The organism is Burkholderia sp. SIMBA_062 (genome assembly GCF_046534765.1).
GTDB classification, from domain to species: Bacteria; Pseudomonadota; Gammaproteobacteria; order Burkholderiales; family Burkholderiaceae; genus Burkholderia; species Burkholderia ambifaria.
On the sequence record NZ_JAWRYD010000008.1, the window covers coordinates 117813 to 139206 of the forward strand.

15 protein-coding genes and 3 pseudogenes are annotated in these 21394 nt (G+C 63.9%); 8 read left to right on the forward strand and 10 right to left on the reverse strand.

Annotation, left to right across the window (positions count from 1 at the left end; genetic code table 11):
• Window positions 1-74: 74 nt before the first annotated feature.
• Window positions 75-1304 carry an NAD(P)/FAD-dependent oxidoreductase gene (locus tag SB786_RS10885; RefSeq protein WP_410727558.1) on the reverse strand — a complete coding sequence of 410 codons (1230 nt, stop codon included), beginning with the start codon at window positions 1302-1304 and terminating at the stop codon, window positions 75-77.
• Between the two features lie 120 nt (window positions 1305-1424).
• Here SB786_RS10885 and tsaD point away from each other — a divergent pair, with 120 nt between their 5' ends.
• A complete protein-coding gene (gene tsaD / locus SB786_RS10890) occupies window positions 1425-2465 on the forward strand; it encodes a tRNA (adenosine(37)-N6)-threonylcarbamoyltransferase complex transferase subunit TsaD (RefSeq protein WP_057924023.1) in 1041 nt (346 codons plus the stop codon).
• Window positions 2466-2565: 100 nt separating this feature from the next.
• On the opposite strand, the gene folE2 is transcribed toward tsaD, so the two are convergent.
• The 4 genes from folE2 to SB786_RS10910 all read right to left on the reverse strand — a co-directional run bounded on the left by folE2 (window position 2566) and on the right by SB786_RS10910 (window position 6690).
• Entirely contained in the window at window positions 2566-3375 is an 810-nt protein-coding gene (folE2, locus tag SB786_RS10895) for a GTP cyclohydrolase FolE2 (RefSeq protein ID WP_410727456.1), read from the reverse strand.
• A 154-nt stretch (window positions 3376-3529) separates the two neighbouring features.
• Window positions 3530-5434 (reverse strand): 1-deoxy-D-xylulose-5-phosphate synthase, encoded by a 1905-nt coding sequence (gene dxs, locus SB786_RS10900; RefSeq protein ID WP_006760426.1) that lies wholly within the window; start codon window positions 5432-5434, stop codon window positions 3530-3532.
• 81 nt (window positions 5435-5515) lie between these two features.
• A complete protein-coding gene (locus SB786_RS10905; protein ID WP_410727457.1) occupies window positions 5516-6400 on the reverse strand; it encodes a polyprenyl synthetase family protein in 885 nt (294 codons plus the stop codon).
• Window positions 6397-6690, reverse strand: a complete 294-nt coding sequence (locus SB786_RS10910) for an exodeoxyribonuclease VII small subunit (RefSeq protein WP_410727458.1) — start codon at window positions 6688-6690, stop codon at window positions 6397-6399. The genes SB786_RS10905 and SB786_RS10910 overlap by 4 nt, the downstream gene beginning before the upstream one ends.
• A 270-nt stretch (window positions 6691-6960) precedes the next feature.
• Here SB786_RS10910 and SB786_RS10915 point away from each other — a divergent pair, with 270 nt between their 5' ends.
• Both SB786_RS10915 and SB786_RS10920 read left to right on the forward strand, forming a co-directional pair.
• Window positions 6961-8067: an aromatic ring-hydroxylating oxygenase subunit alpha gene (locus SB786_RS10915; RefSeq protein WP_006760429.1), complete on the forward strand. Its 1107-nt coding sequence runs from the start codon at window positions 6961-6963 to the stop codon at window positions 8065-8067.
• 117 nt (window positions 8068-8184) lie between these two features.
• Window positions 8185-9054: a sulfurtransferase gene (locus SB786_RS10920; RefSeq protein ID WP_410727459.1), complete on the forward strand. Its 870-nt coding sequence runs from the start codon at window positions 8185-8187 to the stop codon at window positions 9052-9054.
• A 52-nt stretch (window positions 9055-9106) separates the two neighbouring features.
• On the opposite strand, the gene SB786_RS10925 is transcribed toward SB786_RS10920, so the two are convergent.
• The 3 genes from SB786_RS10925 to polA form a co-directional block, all read right to left on the reverse strand.
• Window positions 9107-9982, reverse strand: coding sequence for a dienelactone hydrolase family protein (locus SB786_RS10925; protein WP_410727460.1), 876 nt, complete (start codon window positions 9980-9982; stop codon window positions 9107-9109).
• Between the two features lie 418 nt (window positions 9983-10400).
• The gene (locus SB786_RS10930; protein WP_410727461.1) at window positions 10401-11735 is read right to left on the reverse strand and encodes an NAD(P)/FAD-dependent oxidoreductase; all 1335 of its coding nucleotides are present in this window, start codon (window positions 11733-11735) and stop codon (window positions 10401-10403) included.
• Window positions 11736-12013: 278 nt separating this feature from the next.
• Window positions 12014-14767 carry a DNA polymerase I gene (gene polA / locus SB786_RS10935; protein WP_410727462.1) on the reverse strand — a complete coding sequence of 918 codons (2754 nt, stop codon included), beginning with the start codon at window positions 14765-14767 and terminating at the stop codon, window positions 12014-12016.
• Window position 14768: 1 nt separating this feature from the next.
• Here polA and SB786_RS10940 point away from each other — a divergent pair, with 1 nt between their 5' ends.
• The 4 genes from SB786_RS10940 to SB786_RS10955 all read left to right on the forward strand — a co-directional run bounded on the left by SB786_RS10940 (window position 14769) and on the right by SB786_RS10955 (window position 18529).
• Window positions 14769-15527 carry a TIGR00730 family Rossman fold protein gene (locus tag SB786_RS10940; protein ID WP_006761694.1) on the forward strand — a complete coding sequence of 253 codons (759 nt, stop codon included), beginning with the start codon at window positions 14769-14771 and terminating at the stop codon, window positions 15525-15527.
• 392 nt (window positions 15528-15919) lie between these two features.
• On the forward strand, window positions 15920-16198 hold the full coding sequence (locus tag SB786_RS10945) for a hypothetical protein (RefSeq protein ID WP_006761693.1): 279 nt from the start codon (window positions 15920-15922) through the stop codon (window positions 16196-16198).
• Window positions 16199-16551: 353 nt separating this feature from the next.
• Entirely contained in the window at window positions 16552-17619 is a 1068-nt protein-coding gene (locus SB786_RS10950) for a retron St85 family effector protein (protein ID WP_410727463.1), read from the forward strand.
• Entirely contained in the window at window positions 17609-18529 is a 921-nt protein-coding gene (locus tag SB786_RS10955) for a retron St85 family RNA-directed DNA polymerase (RefSeq protein ID WP_410727464.1), read from the forward strand. The genes SB786_RS10950 and SB786_RS10955 overlap by 11 nt, the downstream gene beginning before the upstream one ends.
• Window positions 18530-18932: 403 nt before the next feature.
• On the opposite strand, the pseudogene SB786_RS10960 reads toward SB786_RS10955, so the two are convergent.
• Both SB786_RS10960 and SB786_RS10965 read right to left on the reverse strand, forming a co-directional pair.
• A pseudogene (locus SB786_RS10960) lies at window positions 18933-19983 on the reverse strand (phage portal protein).
• Window positions 19980-20915: pseudogene (locus SB786_RS10965) on the reverse strand (terminase large subunit domain-containing protein); the annotation flags it as partial. The pseudogenes SB786_RS10965 and SB786_RS10960, both read right to left, overlap by 4 nt.
• On the opposite strand from SB786_RS10965, the pseudogene SB786_RS10970 reads away from it, so the two are divergent.
• A pseudogene (locus tag SB786_RS10970) lies at window positions 20913-21322 on the forward strand (integrase); the annotation flags it as partial. The pseudogenes SB786_RS10965 and SB786_RS10970 sit on opposite strands and share 3 nt — an antisense overlap.
• Between the last annotated feature and the right edge of the window lie 72 nt (window positions 21323-21394).

A 21394-nucleotide genomic window follows, 5' to 3' on the forward strand; every position in this document is an offset into this window, starting at 1 on the left:
CTTACGAGTATAGCAGAGCGTCGCACAAAGGCCTAAGGGCCGGATCCCGTCAACGGCGGGCCTGCGCGGACCCGTCAGACGCCACGCGCAAACTCCGCCGCCGCCTGCCCGGCCGCCGTGCCGGACGCCCATGCCCACTGGAAGTTGTAGCCGCCGAGCCAGCCCGTCACGTCCACCGCCTCGCCGATGAAGAACAGCCCCGGCACCCGCGCGCTCATCATCGTCGCCGACGACAGTTCGCGCGTATCGACGCCGCCCTTCGTCACCTCGGCCTTCTTGTAGCCCTCGGTGCCGTTCGGCGTCAGCGTCCAGCCGGACAGCGCGTCGCCGATCTGGCGCAGCGTCTTGTCGGGCAGGTCCGCGAGCCGCGCGTCGGCCGCGACGCGATGCGTGTCGAGCCAGACGTGCGCGAGGCGCGACGGCACCCAGTGCGCGAGCAGCGAGCCGATCTGACGCTTCGACGTGCGCTTCGCGTCGAGCAGGTCGGCCACCGCGTCGCGCTGCGGCAGGAGGTCGATGCGGATCGGGTCGCCGGACTGCCAGTAACTGGAGATCTGCAGGATGCCGGGGCCCGACAGGCCGCGATGAGTGAGCAGCAGATCCTCGACGAATTCGCCGCCGCGCTTCTTGTCGCCCGTCGACACGCGCACTTCGAGCGACACGCCGGACAGCGCCGCGAACGGCTCCCAGTCGTGCTGCGCGAACGTGAGCGGCACGAGCGCGGGCCGCGTATCGACGAGCTTGTGGCCGAACTGCTTCGCGACCCGGTAGCCGAAGTCGGTCGCGCCGATCTTCGGGATCGACAGGCCGCCCGTCGCGACGATCAGCGCGCGTGCGCGGATCGGCCCTGCCTGCTGCGTGTCGAGGGTGAAGCCGTCGGCCGCTGCGTGGCGCACCGCGTCGACGACCACCGGCCGGCGCCAGGCGATGCCGCCCGCGTCGCATTCGTGCTTCAGCATGTCGATGATCGCGTCGCTGCCGTGGTCGCAGAAGAGCTGGCCCTTGTGCTTTTCGTGCCAGGTGACGTGATGGCGCTTGAGGAGCCCGAGGAAGTCGCGCGGCGTGTAACGCGCGAGCGCCGAGCGCGCGAAATGCGGATTCGACGACAGGTAGTTGTCGGGGCCTGCGTAGAGATTCGTGAAGTTGCAGCGGCCGCCGCCCGAGATGCGGATTTTCTCGGCGAGCCGCGGCGCGTGGTCGATCAGCACCACGCGGCGGCCGAGTTGCCCGGCGACCGCGGCGCACATCATCCCGGCGGCGCCCGCGCCGATCACGGCGATGTCATAAGTTTCCATGGCGCGGATTGTACCTGCCCGGCCTCCGGCCCGGGCCGTCCGCGGCGGCGACCGGCTCCCGCCTGCTATAATTTCTGGTTACGTCGACCTACCTGCGGCGCGCTTCAGACCGCGCCCCCGCCCTTACCCATGCTCGTTCTCGGCATCGAAAGCTCCTGCGATGAAACCGGCCTCGCGCTCTACGACACGCAGCGCGGCCTCCTCGCGCACGCGCTTCATTCGCAGATCGCGATGCACCGCGAATACGGTGGCGTCGTGCCGGAGCTCGCGTCGCGCGATCACATCCGCCGCGCGCTGCCGCTGCTCGAGGAAGTGATGGCGCAAAGCGGCACGCACCGCGACGACATCGACGCGATCGCGTTCACGCAAGGCCCCGGCCTCGCCGGCGCGCTGCTGGTCGGCGCGAGCATCGCGAATGCGCTCGCGCTGGCATGGAACAAGCCGACCGTCGGCATTCATCACCTCGAAGGCCACCTGCTGTCGCCGCTGCTGGTCGACGAGCCGCCGCCGTTCCCGTTCATCGCGCTGCTGGTGTCGGGCGGCCATACGCAACTGATGCGCGTGACCGACGTCGGCGTGTACGAGACGCTCGGCGAGACGCTCGACGACGCGGCCGGCGAAGCGTTCGACAAGACGGCGAAGCTGATCGGCCTCGGCTATCCGGGCGGCCCGGAAGTGTCGAAGCTCGCGGAAACGGGCACGCCGGGTGCGGTCGTGCTGCCGCGTCCGATGCTGCATTCGGGCGATCTCGACTTCAGCTTCAGCGGCCTGAAGACGGCCGTGCTCACGCAGATGAAGAAATTCGAGGCGGCGAAGCTGGAAGGCGAAGCGCTCGAGCGCGCGAAGGCCGACCTCGCGCGCGGCTTCGTCGACGCGGCCGTCGACGTGCTCGTCGCGAAGTCGCTCGCCGCGCTCAAGAAGACGAAACTCAAGCGCCTGGTCGTCGCGGGCGGCGTCGGCGCGAACCGCCAGTTGCGCGCGGCGCTGTCGGCGGCAGCGGCCAAGCGCGGCTTCGACGTGCACTATCCCGATCTCGCGCTCTGCACCGACAACGGCGCGATGATCGCGCTCGCCGGCGCATTGCGGCTCGGCCGCTGGCCCGAGCAGGCGAATGCCGACTACGCGTTCACGGTGAAGCCGCGCTGGGATCTCGCGTCGCTCGCCCGCTGATTCGCGCAGCCGGACACCCTGCGCGCCGGCACTCGCTGGACAACAAAATGGCCGCTCGATGAGCGGCCATTTTTCATTGCAGCGGCAAAACGATGCAGCGTTACGCGGCGTGTCGCTTGTCGCGCTCGATCAGCGCATACGCGCTGTGATTGTGGATCGACTCGAAGTTCTCGGCTTCGAGCACGTACGCAACCACGCGCTCGTCCGCATCGAGACGCCGCGCGACGTCGCGCACCAGATCCTCGACGAACTTCGGGTTCTCGTACGCACGCTCCGTGACGAACTTCTCGTCCGGACGCTTCAGCAAGCCCCACAGCTCGCATGACGCCTCTTCTTCCGCGATGCGAATGAGCGCCTCGACCGGCAGGTCGGCCGCGAGCTCGGCGTCGATCGTCACGTGCGAGCGCTGGTTGTGCGCACCGTACTGCGAAATCTTCTTCGAGCACGGGCACAGGCTCGTCACCGGCACGAGCACCTTCAGGAACAGGCGCGTTTCGCCGTTGCGGCTTTCGCCCGCGAGCGTCACTTCATAGTCGAGCAGGCTCTGCACGCCCGACACAGGCGCCGTCTTGTTCACGAAGTACGGGAACGTGACCTCGATGCGGCCGGCCTCGGCTTCCAGCCTCACGAGCATCGACGCAAGCATCGCGCGGAAGCGCTCGACCGTCAGCGGCTCGCGGCTCTCTTCGAGCAGAGCGACGAAGCGCGACATGTGCGTGCCCTTCTGATCGGCGGGCAGGCGCACGTCGAGGCTCCAGACGCCGACGCTCGGCTGCACGTCGCCGCTCTCGGTGCGCACCGTCAACGGATGCCGAACCGCCTTCACGCCCACGCGCTGAATCGGAATCTGGCGGGTATCCACCGTGCTCTGCACGTCGGGCATCACGAAGGCGGGATTCATCTGGTTCATCTTGTTCAATCCTTGTAAGCCGCGCGTTCGACGACGCGCACGCCGCGTCACGCGGCAGCCGGAAAAGCAACATGGGCCCGCAGGCCCATGTTTTCCGCATCGATGTAGACCGGTTGCGCCAGTCGCACCGACGCCGCCCGCGGGCGGCGCCAGCTTACGCGACGCGCTTCGCCTGGCCGGCGACGTCGGCCGCCGGGCTCAGGAAGCGTTCGCGAATCGATTTCGCGATGCCCGCGCCGTCGAGGCCGCATTGCGCCAGCAGCTTCGCGGGGTCGCCGTGATCGATGAACTGGTCAGGGAGGCCCAATTGTATTACGGGTCGGATAACCCCACTCTCCATCAGGGCTTCGACGCAGGCCGAGCCCGCACCGCCCATCACGCAGCCTTCCTCGACCGTGACGAGGTAGTCGTGCGTCTCGGCGAGTTCACGCACGAGCGCCGCATCGATCGGCTTCACGAAGCGCATGTTCGCGACCGTGGCGTCGAGCTCCTCGCCCGCTGCCAGCGACGGCGCGACCATCGTGCCGAACGCGAGAATCGCGACGCGCTTGCCTTCCGGCTGCGACGTACGGCGACGCACTTCGCCCTTGCCGAGCGGGATCTCGGTGAATTCCTTCACCGTCGCCACGCCCGTGCCGGCCCCGCGCGGATACCGCACCGCGGTCGGGTTCGGCTGCTGAAGCGCCGTGTGCAGCATCTGGCGGCATTCGTTCTCGTCAGACGCGGCCATGATCGTCATGTTCGGGATGCAGCGCATGAACGCGAGATCGTACGCGCCCGCGTGCGTCGCACCGTCGGCGCCGACGAGGCCCGCGCGGTCGATCGCGAACACGACCGGCAGGTTCTGCAGCGCGACGTCGTGGATCAGCTGGTCGTACGCACGCTGCAGGAACGTCGAGTAGATCGCGACGACGGGCTTCAGCCCTTCGGTCGCGAGGCCGCCCGCGAACGTCACCGCGTGCTGCTCGGCGATACCGACGTCGTAGTAGCGATCCTTGAAGCGCTTCTCGAACTCGACCATGCCCGAGCCTTCGCGCATCGCGGGTGTGATGCCGACGACGCGCGAATCGCGCTCGGCTTCATCGCACAGCCATTCGCCGAACACCTGCGTGTACGTCTTCTTCGCGGGCGTGGGCGACGGCTTGATGCCTTCCGCCGGGTTGAACTTGCCGGGGCCGTGATAGAGCACGGGATCCGCTTCGGCGAGCTTGTAGCCCTGGCCTTTCTTCGTCACCACGTGCAGGAATTGCGGGCCGCGCAGTTCGCGAATGTTCTGCAGCGTCGGGATCAGCGAATCGAGATCGTGACCGTCGATCGGACCGATGTAGTTGAAGCCGAACTCTTCGAACAGCGTGGCCGGCACGACCATGCCCTTCGCATGCTCCTCGAGCTTGCGCGCGAGTTCGAGCACCGGCGGCGCCACGCTCAGCACGCGCTCGACGCCAGCCCGCGCGGCCGCATAGAAGCGGCCCGACATCAGGCGCGCGAGATGGCGGTTCAGCGCGCCCACCGGCGGCGAAATCGACATGTCGTTGTCGTTGAGGATCACGAGCAGTTTCGCATCCTCCGACACGCCCGCGTTGTTCATCGCCTCGAACGCCATGCCGGCCGTCATCGCGCCGTCGCCGATCACCGCGATCGAGAAGCGGTCGTCGCCGTTCAGCTGGCTGCCGATCGCCATCCCGAGCGCCGCCGAGATCGACGTGCTCGAATGCGCGGTGCCGAACGTGTCATATTCGGACTCGCTGCGGCGCGGGAAACCCGAGATGCCGTCGTACTGGCGCAGCGAATGCATCTGGTCGCGGCGACCCGTCAGGATCTTGTGCGGGTAGGTCTGGTGCCCCACGTCCCAGACGATCCGGTCGTTCGGCGTGTTGAACACGTAGTGCAACGCGATCGTCAGCTCGACCGTCCCGAGGTTGGACGACAAATGGCCGCCCGTCTTCGACACGCTGTCGAGCACGAACGCGCGCAGTTCATCCGCGAGCGGTTGGAGTTGGCGACGATCGAGGCGGCGCAAATCCGCCGGGTCGTCGATGGTTTTCAGCAAGTCGTACATCGTCGTTCCATTGTAGGAAATCAAACGCGCCCGCATTCTATTGCACGCACCGTAAGCGTGTGCGCAGCGGCGGGCTTCGCGTCAGCTGACCCGGTTCACCACCAGGTCGGCAAGTTCGGCGAGACGCTGTGCGCGTGCGCCGAACGGTTTCAGCGCATCGTGTGCTTCGGCGCGCAGCTGGGCTGCGAGCTCACGCGATGCGTCGAGGCCGAGGATCGATACGTAGGTCGGCTTGTCGTTTGCCGCATCCTTGCCGGCCGTCTTGCCGAGCGTCGCCGAATCGGTCGTGACGTCGAGAATGTCGTCGACGACCTGGAAGGCCAGGCCCACGGCCCCTGCGTAGACGTCGAGCGCGGCCAGCGTTTCCGCCGACGGCGGATCGCCGGCCAGCGCACCCATCCGCACGGCCGCGCGCAGCAGCGCACCCGTCTTCATCCGGTGCATCGTCTCGAGCTGCTCGCGCGTCAGCTTCAAGCCGACGCTCGCCAGGTCGATCGCCTGCCCGCCGGCCATGCCGATCGAGCCGCTCGCGAGCGCCAGCTCGCGCACGAGCGCGGCCTGCTGCGCCGGCGACAGCGCATCGACGTCGGTCAGCGCGACGAATGCCTGCGACTGCAGCGCGTCGCCGACCAGCAATGCCGTCGGCTCGTCGTACTGCACGTGCACGGTCGGCTTGCCGCGACGCAGCGCGTCATCGTCCATGCACGGCATGTCGTCGTGCACGAGCGAATAGACGTGGATCATCTCCAGCGCCGCCGCCGCCGCGTTGCGCGCCGCTTCCGTCGCACCGGTCAGTTCGCCGGCTGCATGGCACAGCAGCGGGCGAACGCGCTTGCCGCCGCCGAGGACCGCGTAGCGCATCGCTTCGTGGAGTTTCGTGGGCACCACGTTTTCGGCCGGCAAATAGTGGCCGAGTGCGTCCTCGACACGGTCAAGCACGGACCGCATCCATTGTTCGAATGTCATAGATCGTCGTCTTCGCCGTCCGTGGCGGCCGTTCCGGACGAAAGCGGCTTCAGCGTCGCGCCGTCGAGCACGCGAACCTGCTGTTCCACTTTCTCGAGCTGCTGTTGGCAAAACGCAACGAGGTTCGCACCGCGGCGATACGCAGCGAGCGAATCCTCGAGGCTCAACGCGCCGCCTTCCATCCGGGCAACCAGCGTCTCGAGTTCCGCGAGCGCCATCTCGTAATTGTCCGGCAACGGTTCTGGGCCATTGCCGGACGGCGTGGCGCCTGGGGATGCGGTTTTCGCCATGGACGAGGGTGTCAAATTTCAAAACAAGTCGGACATTCTACGGCAAAAGAGAATTCTCCGATCTGCCGACTTGACCAGCCCGGCACAATTCCGGCCCCATCTTCAATGCACAGTGTGCGCCGCCCGATTGTCTCCCGACAAAAAATTGACACAAATCAGGCACTTAATCCTAGCCTTGCGAGGCGAACCGGGTATAATTGCCCGTTTCCCTAAATCGATTTTTCGATGGTTGGGTTGTTCACTGCTTTCACGCTAACACCGGGAGTGGGAATGTCCAATCTGAGCGACGCGCTTCAGTTGAAGTCGGCTCACAGCCAGCTTCCAGTCACTGCATATTTCGATGAGGCGCTACTCGAGCGCGAGATCGAAACCCTCTTCAAGAAAGGACCTCGTTACATCGGGCACGAGTTGATGGTGCCCGAGGCGGGGGATTATTTCGCGCTGCCGTCCGAGCAGGAAGGCCGCGTGCTGGTCCGCAACCAGACGAACCAGATCGAACTGCTGTCGAACGTGTGCCGTCACCGCCAGGCGATCATGCTCAACGGGCGTGGCCACGCGCAGAACATCGTGTGCCCGCTGCACCGCTGGACGTACGATCTGGAAGGCGAGCTGCTCGGCGCCCCCCACTTCCCCGACAAACCGTGCCTGAATCTCGGCAAGAGCCCGCTGCAGAACTGGCAGGGGCTGCTGTTCGAGGCCGAAGGCCGCAACGTCGCGCGCGATCTCGCGAACCTCGGCACGAAGCATCACTTCGACTTCTCCGAATACCAGTTCGATCACGTCGAAGTGCACGAGTGCGACTACAACTGGAAGACGTTCATCGAGGTCTACCTCGAGGATTACCACGTCGCCCCGTTCCATCCGGGCCTCGGCAGTTTCGTGTCGTGCGACGATCTCAAGTGGGAGTTCGGCGACTGGTACAGCGTGCAGACGGTCGGCGTGCACAACGCCCTCGCGAAACCGGGCAGCGCGACCTACCAGAAGTGGCACGAGCAGGTGCTCAAGTTCCGCAACGGCGTGCCGCCGGAATTCGGCGCGATCTGGATGGTCTATTACCCGGGCCTGATGATCGAGTGGTATCCGCACGTGCTCGTCGTGTCGTGGCTGATTCCGCGCGGCCCGCAGAAGACGACCAATATCGTCGAGTTCTACTACCCCGAGGAAATCGCGCTGTTCGAGCGCGAGTTCGTCGAGGCCGAGCGCGCCGCCTATATGGAGACGGCCGTCGAAGACGACGAAATCGCGATGCGGATGGACGCCGGCCGTCGTGCACTGATGGCACGCGGCGAATCGCAGGTCGGGCCGTACCAGAGCCCGATGGAAGACGGCATGCAGCACTTCCACGAGTTCCTGCGCCGCCACCTCGGCGATCTCTGAGCGCGCGCGGCGCTCCGGGCGCCGCATCGCATTCGGCATATGAAAAGACGGGTTTCGGCCCGTCTTTTTTTGTTTAGACTTGGAGTATCAGGCCGTTTGCACTTCCAGGGAGCCGTCATGCCACACACCCACTACACCACGCTCATCTCCGCAGCCAATCTCGCCGAACGTCTGGCCGCGGCGCCGGGCAGCGTCGCCGTATTCGACTGCCGCTTCGATCTCGCCGATTCGGCCGCGGGCGAAACCGCCTATGCGGCCGGACACATCCCGGGCGCGCAGTATCTTCATCTCGATCGCGACCTGTCCGGCCGCAAGACCGGCACCAACGGCCGCCATCCGCTGCCGACCCGCGACGCATTCGCGACGCTAATGGCCAGCCGCGGCGTCAAGCAGGGCCAGCAGGTGGTCGTCTATGACGCACACGGCGGCGCCTATGCGGCGCGCCTGTGGTGGCTGCTGCGCTGGCTCGGGCACGACTCGATCGCCGTGCTCGACGGCGGCCTGCAGGCATGGGAAGCGGCCGGGCAGCCGTTGACCACCGACGTGCCGCACCCGCCCGCCGGCGACTTCCGGGCGGCAGCCCCGCTCGAATCGACGGTCGACGCGGCAGCCGTGCTCGCGAACGTGACGTCGGCCAAGCGCGTCGTGATCGATGCGCGCGCGCCCGACCGCTATCGCGGTGAAAACGAAACGATCGATCGTGTCGGCGGCCACATCCCCGGCGCACGCAACCGGTTCTTCAAGGACAACCTGAACGCCGACGGCCGCTTCAAGACCGGCCACGAACTGCGCGAAACGTTCACCACACTGCTGGCCGGCACCGAACCGAACAGCGTGATCCTGCAATGCGGCTCCGGCGTGACCGCATGCCACAACGCGCTCGCGCTCGAAATCGCCGGGCTGCATGGCGCATCGCTGTATCCGGGCTCGTGGAGCGAATGGAGCGCCGATCCGTCGCGGCCGATCGCGACCGGCCCGACGCCGTAAACACCGGCACTGCGCAAGATCACGCGGCGGCATCTGCCGCCCCGCTTGTCGTTTACATCACGCCGTACTTGTGGAACCACTCGATCGCCCGCTTCCAGCCGTCCTCGGCGTCGCCCTTCACGTAACTCGGCCGGTAATCGGCGAAGAATGCGTGACCGGCATCCGGATACACGACGATCTCGGATTGGCGCGCGAGCTTCGAGTCGCTCGTCTGGATCGCCTTGCGCATGTGGGCCAGCGACGCCTGCGTGATGTTCGTATCCTTCTCGCCGTACAGCCCGAGCACCGGCACCTTCAGCAACGCCGCATGATCGACCGGATTGAACGGCGTCATCTCGTCGGTCTTGCCCTCGACGAATCCGTACCACGCCACGGCGGCACGCACGTGCGGATTGTGCTCCGCATACAGCCACGCCTGACGACCGCCCCAGCAGAACCCCGTCACACCGAGACGCGACAGGTCGCCGCCGTTCTTGCCGGCCCACGCGACGGCCGCATCGAGATCCTCGGTGACCTGGCGGTCCGGCACCTTGCTGACGATGTTGTCGATGAGCGCCTGGATCGTCGGGTACTTCGACGCATTGCCCTGACGCGCGAACAGGTCGGGCGCGATCGCGAGATAGCCGAGTTTCGCGAAGCGACGGCAGACGTCGGCGATATGCTCGTGCACGGCAAAGATCTCGTGGATCACGATGATGACCGGCAGGTTCGTCTTGTCGACCGGCTGCGCGCGATACGCGGGGATGCTCGCGTCGCCCGAGCGGATCTCGACGGTGTCGACGTCCAGCCCGGCGCTGTCGGTCGTGATGGTCTGCGCCGACACGGGCAGCACGGCCGCCGCGAAGGTGCCGCCCAGCGCGGCCTGCATGAACTTGCGGCGCGAGAACGGAACGTGGGGAACCAGGCTGTCGACTTCGGGTTTCAACATGAATGCACTCCTCGATTGGGCGCCGCCGTCACGGCCACGGATCCGACCTGACGGGGCATCGCGCCGGCGGACGGCGCGGATGTCGCGGCGGTTGGCACCCCGCCGCAAGCGGAAACCCGGACAAGATGCCCAATAATCCGTTGTCGCGTCAACTGTCAGATGTGTAAGACTCGATTACGACGGTGCGATCCCATCACATCGACCGCGGTATCGATGGCCGCCGACCGAGCCTTCCGCCCATGTGCGGCATGCGCGCAACGCGCGTCCGTGACGCGATCGAAATGCTTGCGGACTGAAACGAAAGACGTGCGGCGCATGGGCCCGGCACGCGCATGTGCGTCATTCGGCGCCGGAAAAGACAACGGGCAGGAAACGCGCTCGATGCGCATTCCCTGCCCGCGCGGCGCACGAACCGCGGTCAGTGCAGCTTGACGCGCGGCAGCGTCGTGCGGCGCAGCCAGTGCGCGACCGTATCGAGCATCATGCGCGGATAGCCGTGCAGCGCCGCGATATGCAGCCGGTACAGCGACATGTACATGAACCGCGCGAACAGCCCTTCGATCAGCATGTTGCCGCCGATCAGCCCGCCCATCAGGTTGCCGACCGCACTGAAGTGGCCGAGCGACACGAGCGAACCGAAATCGCGATACGTAAACTCGGGCAGCGGACGCCCGTCGAGCCGGCATCCGATCGCCTTCAACAGAAAGCTCGCCTGCTGATGCGCGGCCTGCGCGCGCGGCGGCACGTTGCGTTCGTTGCCGGGCCATGCGCATGCCGCGCAGTCGCCGAGCGCGAAGACGTTGTCGTCGGTGAAGGTCTGCAGCGTGCGGCGCACGTCGAGCTGGCCGAGCTTGTTGACCTGCAGGCCGTCGAGATGCGACAGCACGGACGGCGCCTTGATGCCGGCCGCCCAGACCGTGAGATCCGCACGCACTGCCTTGCCGCTCGCGGTGTGCACGACGCCGGGCGCGACCTCCGTCACGCGCTCGGCCAGCATCAGTCGCACGCCGAGCTTTTCGAGCAGTTCGGCCGTTGCGGTCGACACGCGCTCCTGCAGCGCCGGGAGAATCCGCGGTCCCGATTCGATCAGCACGATGCCGACGTCGTGCCGCGGGTCGAGCTTGTGCAGCCCGTACACGGACAGCACCTGCGCGGTATTGCGCAACTCGGCGGACAACTCGACGCCCGTCGCGCCGCCGCCGACGATCACGACCTGGATGCGCGGCTCGGCCGCGGCACCCGGCGCGGGCTGCGCCGGCGCCTGGTGCTCGGCGCGCATGCACGCGGCGATCAAGCGCTTGCGGAAGCGCTCGGCCTCACCGACCGTATCGAGCGCGATCGCGTTCTGGGCCGCGCCCTGCACGCCGAAGAAGTGCGTCGTGCTGCCGATCGCGATCACCAGCGTGTCGTATTCCAGGTCGCGCGCGGGCAGCAGTTCCTCGCCGTCGCTGTCGTTGACGGGCGACAGCGTGATGCGCTTGGCCGCGCGGTCGAGCGCGGTGAGCTCGCCCTGCTGAAACTCGAAGCCATGCCAGCGCGCCTGCGCCGCATATTCGAGTTCCTGCGTGAACGGGTCCATGCTGCCTGCCGCGACTTCGTGCAGCAATGGCTTCCAGATGTGGGTCGGATTGCGGTCGACGAGCGTGACGAGCGCACGTGCAGGACGATTGGCGCGCGCGCCGTAACGGTCGCCGAGCCGCGTCGCCAGTTCCAGGCCGCCCGCGCCTCCGCCTACGATGATGATCCGATGCATCTGATTCCCCCTTTGCGATTCGAAACTGCTGCCGCCGGACGATGCACACGCATGCATTCGCGCCGCCCGTTGGATTAACCGGTTCGGACATCATCGATGTGCAGTTCGAAACACTTCGATGCGCCGATTCCGGAACGCGGGCCGCGCCGCCCCCACGACAATGACCCGACTCACTTGCATTGTCCGGGAGCTTGCGCGTTGACCACAAGCAAACCATCTCGATATTCAGCATCCCTGCAACAATATGCCGCGGGAAGCGGGAATCGCACGGGGGTGCGTCAGTGTGCCTCTTCCCAGTTCGCGCCGGCGCCCACTTCGGCGACCAGCGGCACCTTCAGCTTCGCCACGCCGCACATCATTTCCGGCAGTTTCTCGCGCACGAGCGACAGTTCGTCGTCGGGCACCTCGAGCACCAGTTCATCGTGCACCTGCATGATCATCCGCGACGCGAGCTGGTCGCGCGTGAGCCAGTCGTCCACCGCGATCATCGACAGCTTGATGAGGTCGGCCGCCGTGCCCTGCATCGGTGCATTGATGGCCGCGCGCTCGGCGGCCTGACGGCGCGGGCCGTTGCCGCCGTTGATCTCCGGCAGCCACAGGCGACGACCGAATACGGTTTCAACGTAGCCCTTCTCCTTCGCCGTCGTGCGCGTGTCTTCCATGTACTGCGCCACGCCCGGGTAGCGCGTGAAGTAGCGGTCGATATAGAGCTTCGCCGCATCGCGCGTGATGCCGAGGTTCGACGCGAGGCCGAACGCGCTCATCCCGTAGATGAGCCCGAAGTTGATCACCTTCGCGATCCGGCGCTGGTCGGAGTTGACCTCCAGCGGCGTCACGCCGAACACTTCGGCCGCGGTCGCGCGGTGGATGTCCTCGCCTTGCGCGAACGCGCGCAGCAGCGACGCGTCGCCGGAGATGTGCGCCATGATCCGCAGTTCGATCTGCGAATAGTCGGCCGACACGATCCGGTGGCCGGGCGATGCGATGAACGCTTCGCGGATCCGTCGGCCTTCGGCCGTGCGCACCGGAATGTTCTGAAGATTGGGATCGTTCGACGCGAGCCGGCCCGTGACCGCGACGGCCTGCGCATAGTTCGTGTGCACGCGGCCCGTGGCCGGATTCACCATGCGCGGCAGCTTGTCGGTGTAGGTCGACTTCAGCTTCGACAGCCCGCGATGCTCGAGCAGCAGCTTCGGCAGCGGGTAATCCTCGGCCAGCTTCTGCAACACTTCTTCGTCGGTCGACGGTGCGCCGCTCGGCGTTTTCTTCACGACCGGCAGTTGCAGCTTCTCGAAGAAGATCTGGCCGATCTGCTTCGGCGAGCCGAGATTGAACTCGCCGCCGGCCAGTTCGTACGCCTGCCCCTCGAGCTCGATGAGGCGCGTCGCGATCTCGGTGCTTTGCGCCTGCAGAAGTGCGTCGTCGATCAGCACGCCGGTGCGCTCCATCTTGCGCAGCACGAGCGACACCGGCATCTCGATGTCGCGATACACGCGCTCGAGGCCCGCTTCACGCGCGACCTGCGGATACAGCGCCTGGTGAAGCTGCAGCGTGATGTCCGCATCTTCGGCCGCATACGCGGCGGCCTGCTCCAGCGCCACCTCGTCGAAACCGATCTGCTTCGCGCCCTTGCCGGCCACGTCCTCGTACTTGATCGTCTTGACACCCAGATGACGCAGCGCGAGGCTGTCCATGTCGTGCGTGCGATGCGATTCGAGCACGTACGATTCGAGCAGCGTGTCGTGCTCGATGCCGTTCAGCGCGATGCCGTAGTTCGCGAGCACCTGCGCGTCGTACTTCAGGTGCTGGCCGACCTTCTTGCGATCGGCCGATTCGAGCCACGGCTTCAGGCGCGCGAGCACCTCGTCGATCGGCAGTTGCTCGGGCAGGTCGGGGCCGCGATGCGCGACCGGAAGATACGCGGCCTTGCCCGGCTCGATCGAGAACGACAGGCCGACGAGGCGGGCGGTCATCGGGTCGAGCGCGGTGGTTTCGGTGTCGAACGCGGTCAGCGCGGCCGCATCGATCTTCGCGAACCACGCGTCGAATTGCGCCCAGGTCTGGATCGTGTCGTATTCGCGGACGATGTCCGCCGCGATCACTGGCGCCGGGTCGCCCTCCGGCGCATCGGCGCCGCCGCCTTCGGCGGGCGCGCTCTCGACTTCGCGCAGCCACGTCTTGAAGCCGTAGCGCGCGAAGATGTCGCGCAGCAGGTCGCGTGCTTCGCCGTCCGTCTTCAGCGACGCCTCGATCGATTCGAGATGCGGCGCGAGATCGCAGGCCGTCTCGACGGTCACGAGCGTGCGGCCGAGCGGCAGGAAGTCGAGCGCGCGGCGCAGGTTGTCGCCGACCACGCCCTTGATCTCGCCCGCGTGTTCGATCACGCCGTCGAGGCTGTCGTATTGCGACAGCCACTTCACGGCCGTCTTCGGCCCGCACTTCTCGACGCCCGGCACGTTGTCGACGGTGTCGCCGATCAGCGCGAGGTAGTCGATGATCCGCTCGGGCGGCACGCCGAACTTCGCGATCACGCCGTCGCGGTCGAGCGTCTCGTTGGTCATCGTGTTGACGAGCGTGACGCGGTCGGACACGAGCTGCGCGAGGTCCTTGTCGCCGGTCGACACGATCACGTTCATCCCGTGCCGCTCGGCTTCGCGCGCGAGCGTGCCGATCACGTCGTCGGCTTCGACGCCGTCGACCATCAGCAGCGGCCAGCCGAGCGCGCGCACCGCGCCGTGGATCGGCTCGACCTGCAATGCGAGATCGGGCGGCATCGACGGGCGGTTTGCCTTATAGTCGGCATAAAGGTCGTCACGAAACGTCTTGCCCTTTGCATCGAACACGCAAGCGCTATACTCTGCACTGACTTCCTTGCGCATACGGCGCAGCATGTTGATGATTCCGTAGAGCGCTCCGGTCGGCTCCCCGCCAGGGCCACGCAGATCAGGCATCGCATGGTAAGCCCGATACAGATAGCTCGAACCGTCAACCAATAGCAGGGTCTTACCTTCCAGATTTCGTTCTTCAGGCATTATGAACAAGAGAAAAGTGATTCCGAGTCTGCGTTCGCTCGCAGATCAAGAACGCGCGACGGCCAAGAAGGCGCGCGCATCGTGGCAGATGTTCACGATTATGGCAGAGTTTATCGAGGCGACCGAGTACCTGTCGGAGATCCGCCCGGCTGTCAGCATCTACGGTTCTGCCCGTCTCAAATCCGACACGCCGCACTACAAGCTCGCGGTGCAGATCGCGCGCAAGCTGTCCGACGCCGGCTTCGCGGTGATCTCCGGCGGCGGCCCCGGCATCATGGAAGCGGCGAACAAGGGCGCGCACGCCGGCAAGGCGCCGTCGGTGGGCCTGAACATCGAGCTGCCGCACGAGCAGGCCGGCAACCACTTCCAGGACATCTCGCTGCGCTTCCGTCATTTCTTCACGCGCAAGGTCACGTTCGTGAAGAACTCCGACGCGGTGATCGTGATGCCGGGCGGCTTCGGCACTCTCGACGAGCTGTCCGAAGTACTCACGCTGATCCAGACGAAGAAATCGCGCCTCGTGCCGATCATTCTCGTTGGCAGCGAGTTCTGGCAGGGGCTGCTGCAATGGTTCCGCGACCAGCTGATTCCGGCGGGCCTCATCAATCCGGAAGACATGAACCTGATGCAGGTGATCGACGATCCCGATCAGGTGCTCGACGCTGTGCTCGCGTTCTACGAGGACAGCGGCGAGGAAGAAGGCTCGGACGGCGACGGCCAGCCGCCGCGGCCTGAAGAAGACCGCATGTTCTATCTGTAATTCGATCGATGTCGATGGCCGGCCTCACGGCCGGCATCGCGCACCCCGCGCGGCAGGCATGGCGATTTCGCCACCTGCCGCGTGTCATTTTGTAACGCCGCATTAATCCCGCTGCGCGTCCACGCGCCGCCGAATGTCAAATCAGGGCAGCCTGTGCCGCGCAACGCGGACGCCGCGCTCCGCGACTGCGACCCGTCATTGTCAAATCGTGCGGCCTGCCATCGATCCGGCCGGCGCGCCGGCCTGGAATCCGCCGTAACAAACACGCCTCGCCTTTTTCGCACAGTGCTCGCACACTGCATCTCGTCGGCGCGGCGTCCCCCCGGTGGAACGATCCCCCTCGCGTCCATCGCGTCGCGCCGGCCTTTTACAACGACATCACGGAAAACAACATGCAACGCTCGCTGATTGCCCTCGCCTTCGCCGGCCTCGGTCTTTCACTGTCCGGCCTCGCCCACGCCGTCAACGTCGATGTCAACATCGGCACGCCCGCGCCGGTCGTCGTCGCGCCTGCGCCCGTGGTGATCGTCGGCTGGCACGGCGACCGCTACTGGGACGGCCGTCGCTACTGGGAACGCCGCGAGTGGGAAGATCACCAGCGCCATCATGGTCACGAAGGCCGCGGCGGCTATCATTGCCCGCCGGGACACGCGAAGAAAGGCGAGTGCTGAGCAACTGAACATCGGGCCGGTACGCCCGCACTGAAGCGCAACGACAAAGGCCACACGCGAACGAAGGTCCGCGTGTGGCCTTTGTCGTGGGGGCGCGGCGGCGTTACTGAAACGCCACTTCCGCAAAGCTCCGCAGCTTGCCCCCATTAATTCAATACAAATCAAACACTTACATGACTTCATCTAACAAAATGCTCATTTATTGAGCACGTTCTAGCGCGCATTTGCAGAAGATTGCGCATGCAAGTTAGACGCAGATTCGCCACACTTGCTCTTGTCCTGCAACCCACCGCCACTTATACTTCTGGCACTCAATTACGCGTTTTGTTGGTCTAGCATCGTCTGGATCAATAATGTCGGGCGATTCGCCAGACTGTCGACGATTGGGAACACTTACGGCGCAGAGCGGCCCGCGCGGCCCAGCCGGGGTGCTCCCGTCCGGGCCGCGCGGACCGCTCTGCGCCAAATTAAGGGTAGTTGAGTTTTTCGTGCAAACAACAATTGCAGACATCGCGAAATCGATCGATCTCGCGAAATCACGCGTCCGCAAAGCTGATAGACGAATTACGGTCTTCGGCGGTCCGGTGAACAACCCCAATGGACTGCCAAGCCAGCGATCATCGTTCCTCACAACCCTTTCGTTAACGCGCCCCCAGTACGCCGGGCACGTCATCACGCCTGAAAACTACAAAGATTGGAATCACTTTGGCACCTACAATGATCTACTTCACTTTGAAGAAGATCTGTGCGCTCTTGTCGACGTGATCGTAATTTTCCTTGAGACTGAAGGCGCAATCGCCGAATTTGCTAGCTTTCTTAAGGCTCCCAGCGCTCTTAAAAAAATTATTATCGGAATTTCAGAAACATATTCCGATCACGATTCCTTCATCAATCTTGGATTGGTGCGCCATTTACGCTTCCACATTCAACCAAAAGATACAGACCCAGACCCGGTTTTTACAATTTCAGAGCAAATTGATCCTGACGAATCAAAATTCATTGCCGAAGAGATTGATCGCCGCCTGGATTTGCTTCGGGGCAATGAGGCAATCGACAAGAACAATATGCGTCACATCATGTTACTTGTCGCCGATTTCATTGAATTGATTCAGGTCGCAAGAAAAAACGATATCCTAACATTTCTCGAAAATCTCGAAATTGAGTTGAGTGCACAGCGCCTCCACCAGATGCTTTTTGTGCTTCAACGCCTTGAAATTACCGCCCTACACAAGGCCTCGAACGATAGCTTCTATAAGCTACAGGCAAAGGGAGAAAATTTCATTGAGTACGGCTTCAAAAAAGACCCGATCCCCAGAGAGCGCATCAAGACAAAATTTTTCGAGAAAACATCCGAGGAACCAAGACGGAAGCTCGCATTTAAGAAACTAGCAAAGGCGATAGGAGTCGAAAATGGCGCTTAGGGATTTGATTTTAGATTCACTCCCATTTACGTCAGCCGAACTTTCGAGATTGATAGAGACAGCGCCACTGCGGTACAAGGAATATGGAATTCCCAAAAAGAATTCCGATCAGTTACGGCCAATTTCGCAACCAACCCCGGAAGTCAAGCTGATACAGCGATGGCTGATGGACGAGGTCCTAAAGGATTTCAAAATCCATCACGCGGCAACTGCATACAGAAAGGGCTACCAGCTCGTTGATAATGTGCGCCCGCATGTAAAAAATCGTTTCATGCTGAAACTCGATTTTCGGAATTTTTTTCCGTCAATCATTTCAAATGATTTTTCAGACTACCTGACAAAAGCCGGCTGGCGCAACAAAGACGACATATACTTGCTTTGCAATGTCATCTTCAAATTCAACAGACGAAGAAAATTGCTTGAATTATCAATCGGCGCCCCCAGTTCGCCGATGGTATCCAATTTCTTAATGTTCAATATCGATCAAGAAATTTACAAGCACTGCAAAGACAATGAAATCACATACACACGGTATGCAGACGATTTAACTTTTTCGACAAATCGCCCAGGAATATTGCGGGACTGCAAGGAATTCGTTATCGACATACTTGAAAGCACGGACTCCCCAATGCTTCGTTTGAATGGCAGCAAAGTTGTCGAAACTTCTGTAAAACACGGCCGCCGCGTGACAGGACTTGGCATCACGTCGGACAATCGAATTTCGATCGGCCACGAGAAAAAGCGCGAGCTGCGCCTTTCGATCTATCGATACATTAACGGTTACCTAAATGTTGAAGAATCCGAGGCATTGAGGGGATATTTAGCGTACCTCAAATCAGTGGAGCCAGAGCACATCCAACGTTTGCAGAGGAGCTTCGGCGACGATCGGCTGGGTGGCCTATTTCCGTAACGTATGTGCCGAACAGATGCATCAATTTGCATCATCGTGCAACAAAGTGCACGATTTACGCACACTCCCAAATTCCTGATGGCCCCTGCCGGATGCGCCTGTGGGACGATCGGCAGGGCGCATTAAAACCACCCTCCCAGGCGAAGCCAGCAGGCGGGGAGGAGACCGCGCGGCGGCCGGCGCAGCGCGGGCCTACCTACCCCCTCTCCGCCCCGGCGGATACCCTGCACGGCGGCACGATAGCCTCACTGCGCCTCTCCCTTCACGGAGGCTGCCCCCTTTATGTCCCCGCGCGAGCCAAGCCGTTGTAGCCTCGCTGTTCGAGCCGGCCCCAGATGCAAAAAGGGCCGCGCCCGGTTGTCCAGTGCGCGACCTGCCGCCTCAATCCGAATTGTCTGTTGCGCTATGCATCGGCCGGCGCGGGCGGAATCTCGTAGTCGTCGAACGAAACGACCTCTTCGCCGACCCAATCGTTCAGCTCGGCGAAGCGCGCCTGCAGCGGTTTGATTTCGTTCCGCCCAAACACACGCGCAGCTGTGTCCGGCGTGCCGAACCCGCCGGCATTGCTCGGCACGATGCCGAGCAGTTGCGGTGGCGTCCGATGCGCGGCAAGCAGGTCGTCGCGCGTCACGTTCTTGATGTTGAAGAACTAGTCCTTCGCCGCGACCTCCGACACCGGTATGAGCTGGATGCCGTCTTTCTTCCCGTTCGGCGCGTACATGAACACGTTGCGGAAATTGCCGGGCCCCTTCGCGTTCTTCAGCGCGTCGCGCATGTTGTCCACATCCTCCTGCTTCTGCGCGGCTTCCGTCATGTACAGAATGAAGCCCGCGTGACTGCCGTTCTCGTAGTACCTCCGCCGAAATAGCGTCGACGATTCGTTCAGCCAGGCCCAGTGAAGCGAGCTGAGATATTCGGGCAGGCCGTACACCTCCTGGTTGATGTCCGGTCCGCATGAGCTGGAACACGCTGCCCGGTTCGAACTCGTGCCGATCCTGCCAGCCGTTCACGTACACGAAGCCGCTGAAATCCGCCTTGCGCCGTGTACTTCGCCAAGGCCGGTTCGAGCCGCAGCGTGTCACCGAGCCGGTTTTGCCTGCGCTCCAGGTAGCCATTGCCGAACGCCAGGAAATCGAGCGCCCACCGTTCGAACGCATGCCGCGACAGCCATTTGTGCGGCCGGAACGTCGACGCGAGCACGTTCGCCTTGAAGTACCACGCCGAGCTGTGGTGCGTGCTCGCACGGAACGACTTCGCCAGGCCCGCGAAGCTGACGGGCGGCTCAAACCAGTCGCCATTCGACCAGCATTCAACGTAATCCAGAATCTCGGCACGATTCATGACCGGCGTGGGATCGTCGAAGGTGAAGACCTCGGCGCGCGCCGGCGCAGCGCCAGCGGCGCCCGAATCCGGCGCGGCCACGCGTGCGCGGCGCGCGATCGGCGCTTGCTCATGAATAGAACTCCGTGAAAGATGAAGAATTGATGCCGCTGCCGGCGAGCGGCTCGCGGTCGATCGCATGCAGACAGGCCCACGCGAGATCGGCATGGCCCGTCTCGTCGTTGCGGTCCGCCGTGAACGTTGCCTGTCGGCCGCTCGGCGTCATGGTCTGTTTGATCGCCATGAATGCCGCAGCCAGGTCGGTCCATCCGGCGTCGAATTGCAGGCGGCCATTGCGGATGACAGATTGCCCTTTCAGCACGAGGCGGGTTTTCACCTCGGGTGAGTAGTTCAGCGCGACCGCGGCCGGGTAAAACTTCTGCACGAGCTGGTAGACACCCTGCCCCATGCCCATCGTGTCGATCGCGATGTAGCCAACGCTGTAGCGCTGCGTGATCTGCTCGATCGCCGCAGCCTGTTCCTCGAAGTTGTTGCCGCGGAACTCGTGACGTTCGAGCACTCGGAACGCCCCGCTCTCGACACGCGGCGGCGCCACGAGGACCAGGCCGGCCGAATCGCCGGTCAGCGTCGGATCGTAGCCAACCCACACCTCGCGGTAGCCGAACGGACGCATCAGCAGCGGCGAGAAGTCATCGGCCCATTCCTCCCAAGAATCGCCCATGCAGCATTGCAGCTCGGCCAGCTTGAACACCGACAACGAATCGTCGATGAACGCGCACATCAGCAGATTGGCGAATTCCTCGGCGCTGTATTCGCGGCGCAGCTCGTCTATGTCGAAGAGGTCACAGCCGCCCGCCATCGCATCCAGGATGGTCACGATCTGGCGGCACTGCGAGTCCTGCCCCAACATGCCGCGCACGAGCGCTTCGTGGCTCGTGTCGATCTGAATACGGTCGCCGGCCGCGCGGCCGCGATTCGCGTGCGTGCCGCTCCAGAACGCATAGGCTTCGCGCGTGATGCTCGACAGCGTGCTGAAGTAGGTCTTGAGGGGATTTCGTTTCACCCGAGCAAGACAGTCAACCGTACCGGAGTGCGCCTGTTGATCGAGATGACGCCCGACCTGCGGGAAACACTGGATCGGGCGCGCGGCGGCAAGATCACCGCCATCGGGCCGGTGATCTGCACGCATGCCGGCGGCCGCTTCACCTACATCGGCGCGAACTCAGGGTGGAAACGCGCGTGCCAGCGCGCACGATCGGCGTACGAGAAAGACTGCGACGAAAGGGGAATCACCCCGAACCCGATGTACCTGGTCGGCATGCATTTCCACGATCTGCGGGCGAAGGCGCTGACCGATCTGAAGCGGCAGCGGGGTGCGGCGGCAGCGCAATCGCTGGCTGGGCACACGACCGAAAGCATGACGGCGCACTACACCAAATCGCGCGAAGTTGAACGCGTCCGACCAGTGCCATTTAAGCGTGCAAGTTAGACGCCGACGCTCATGTTAGACACGAAGGCTCCCCG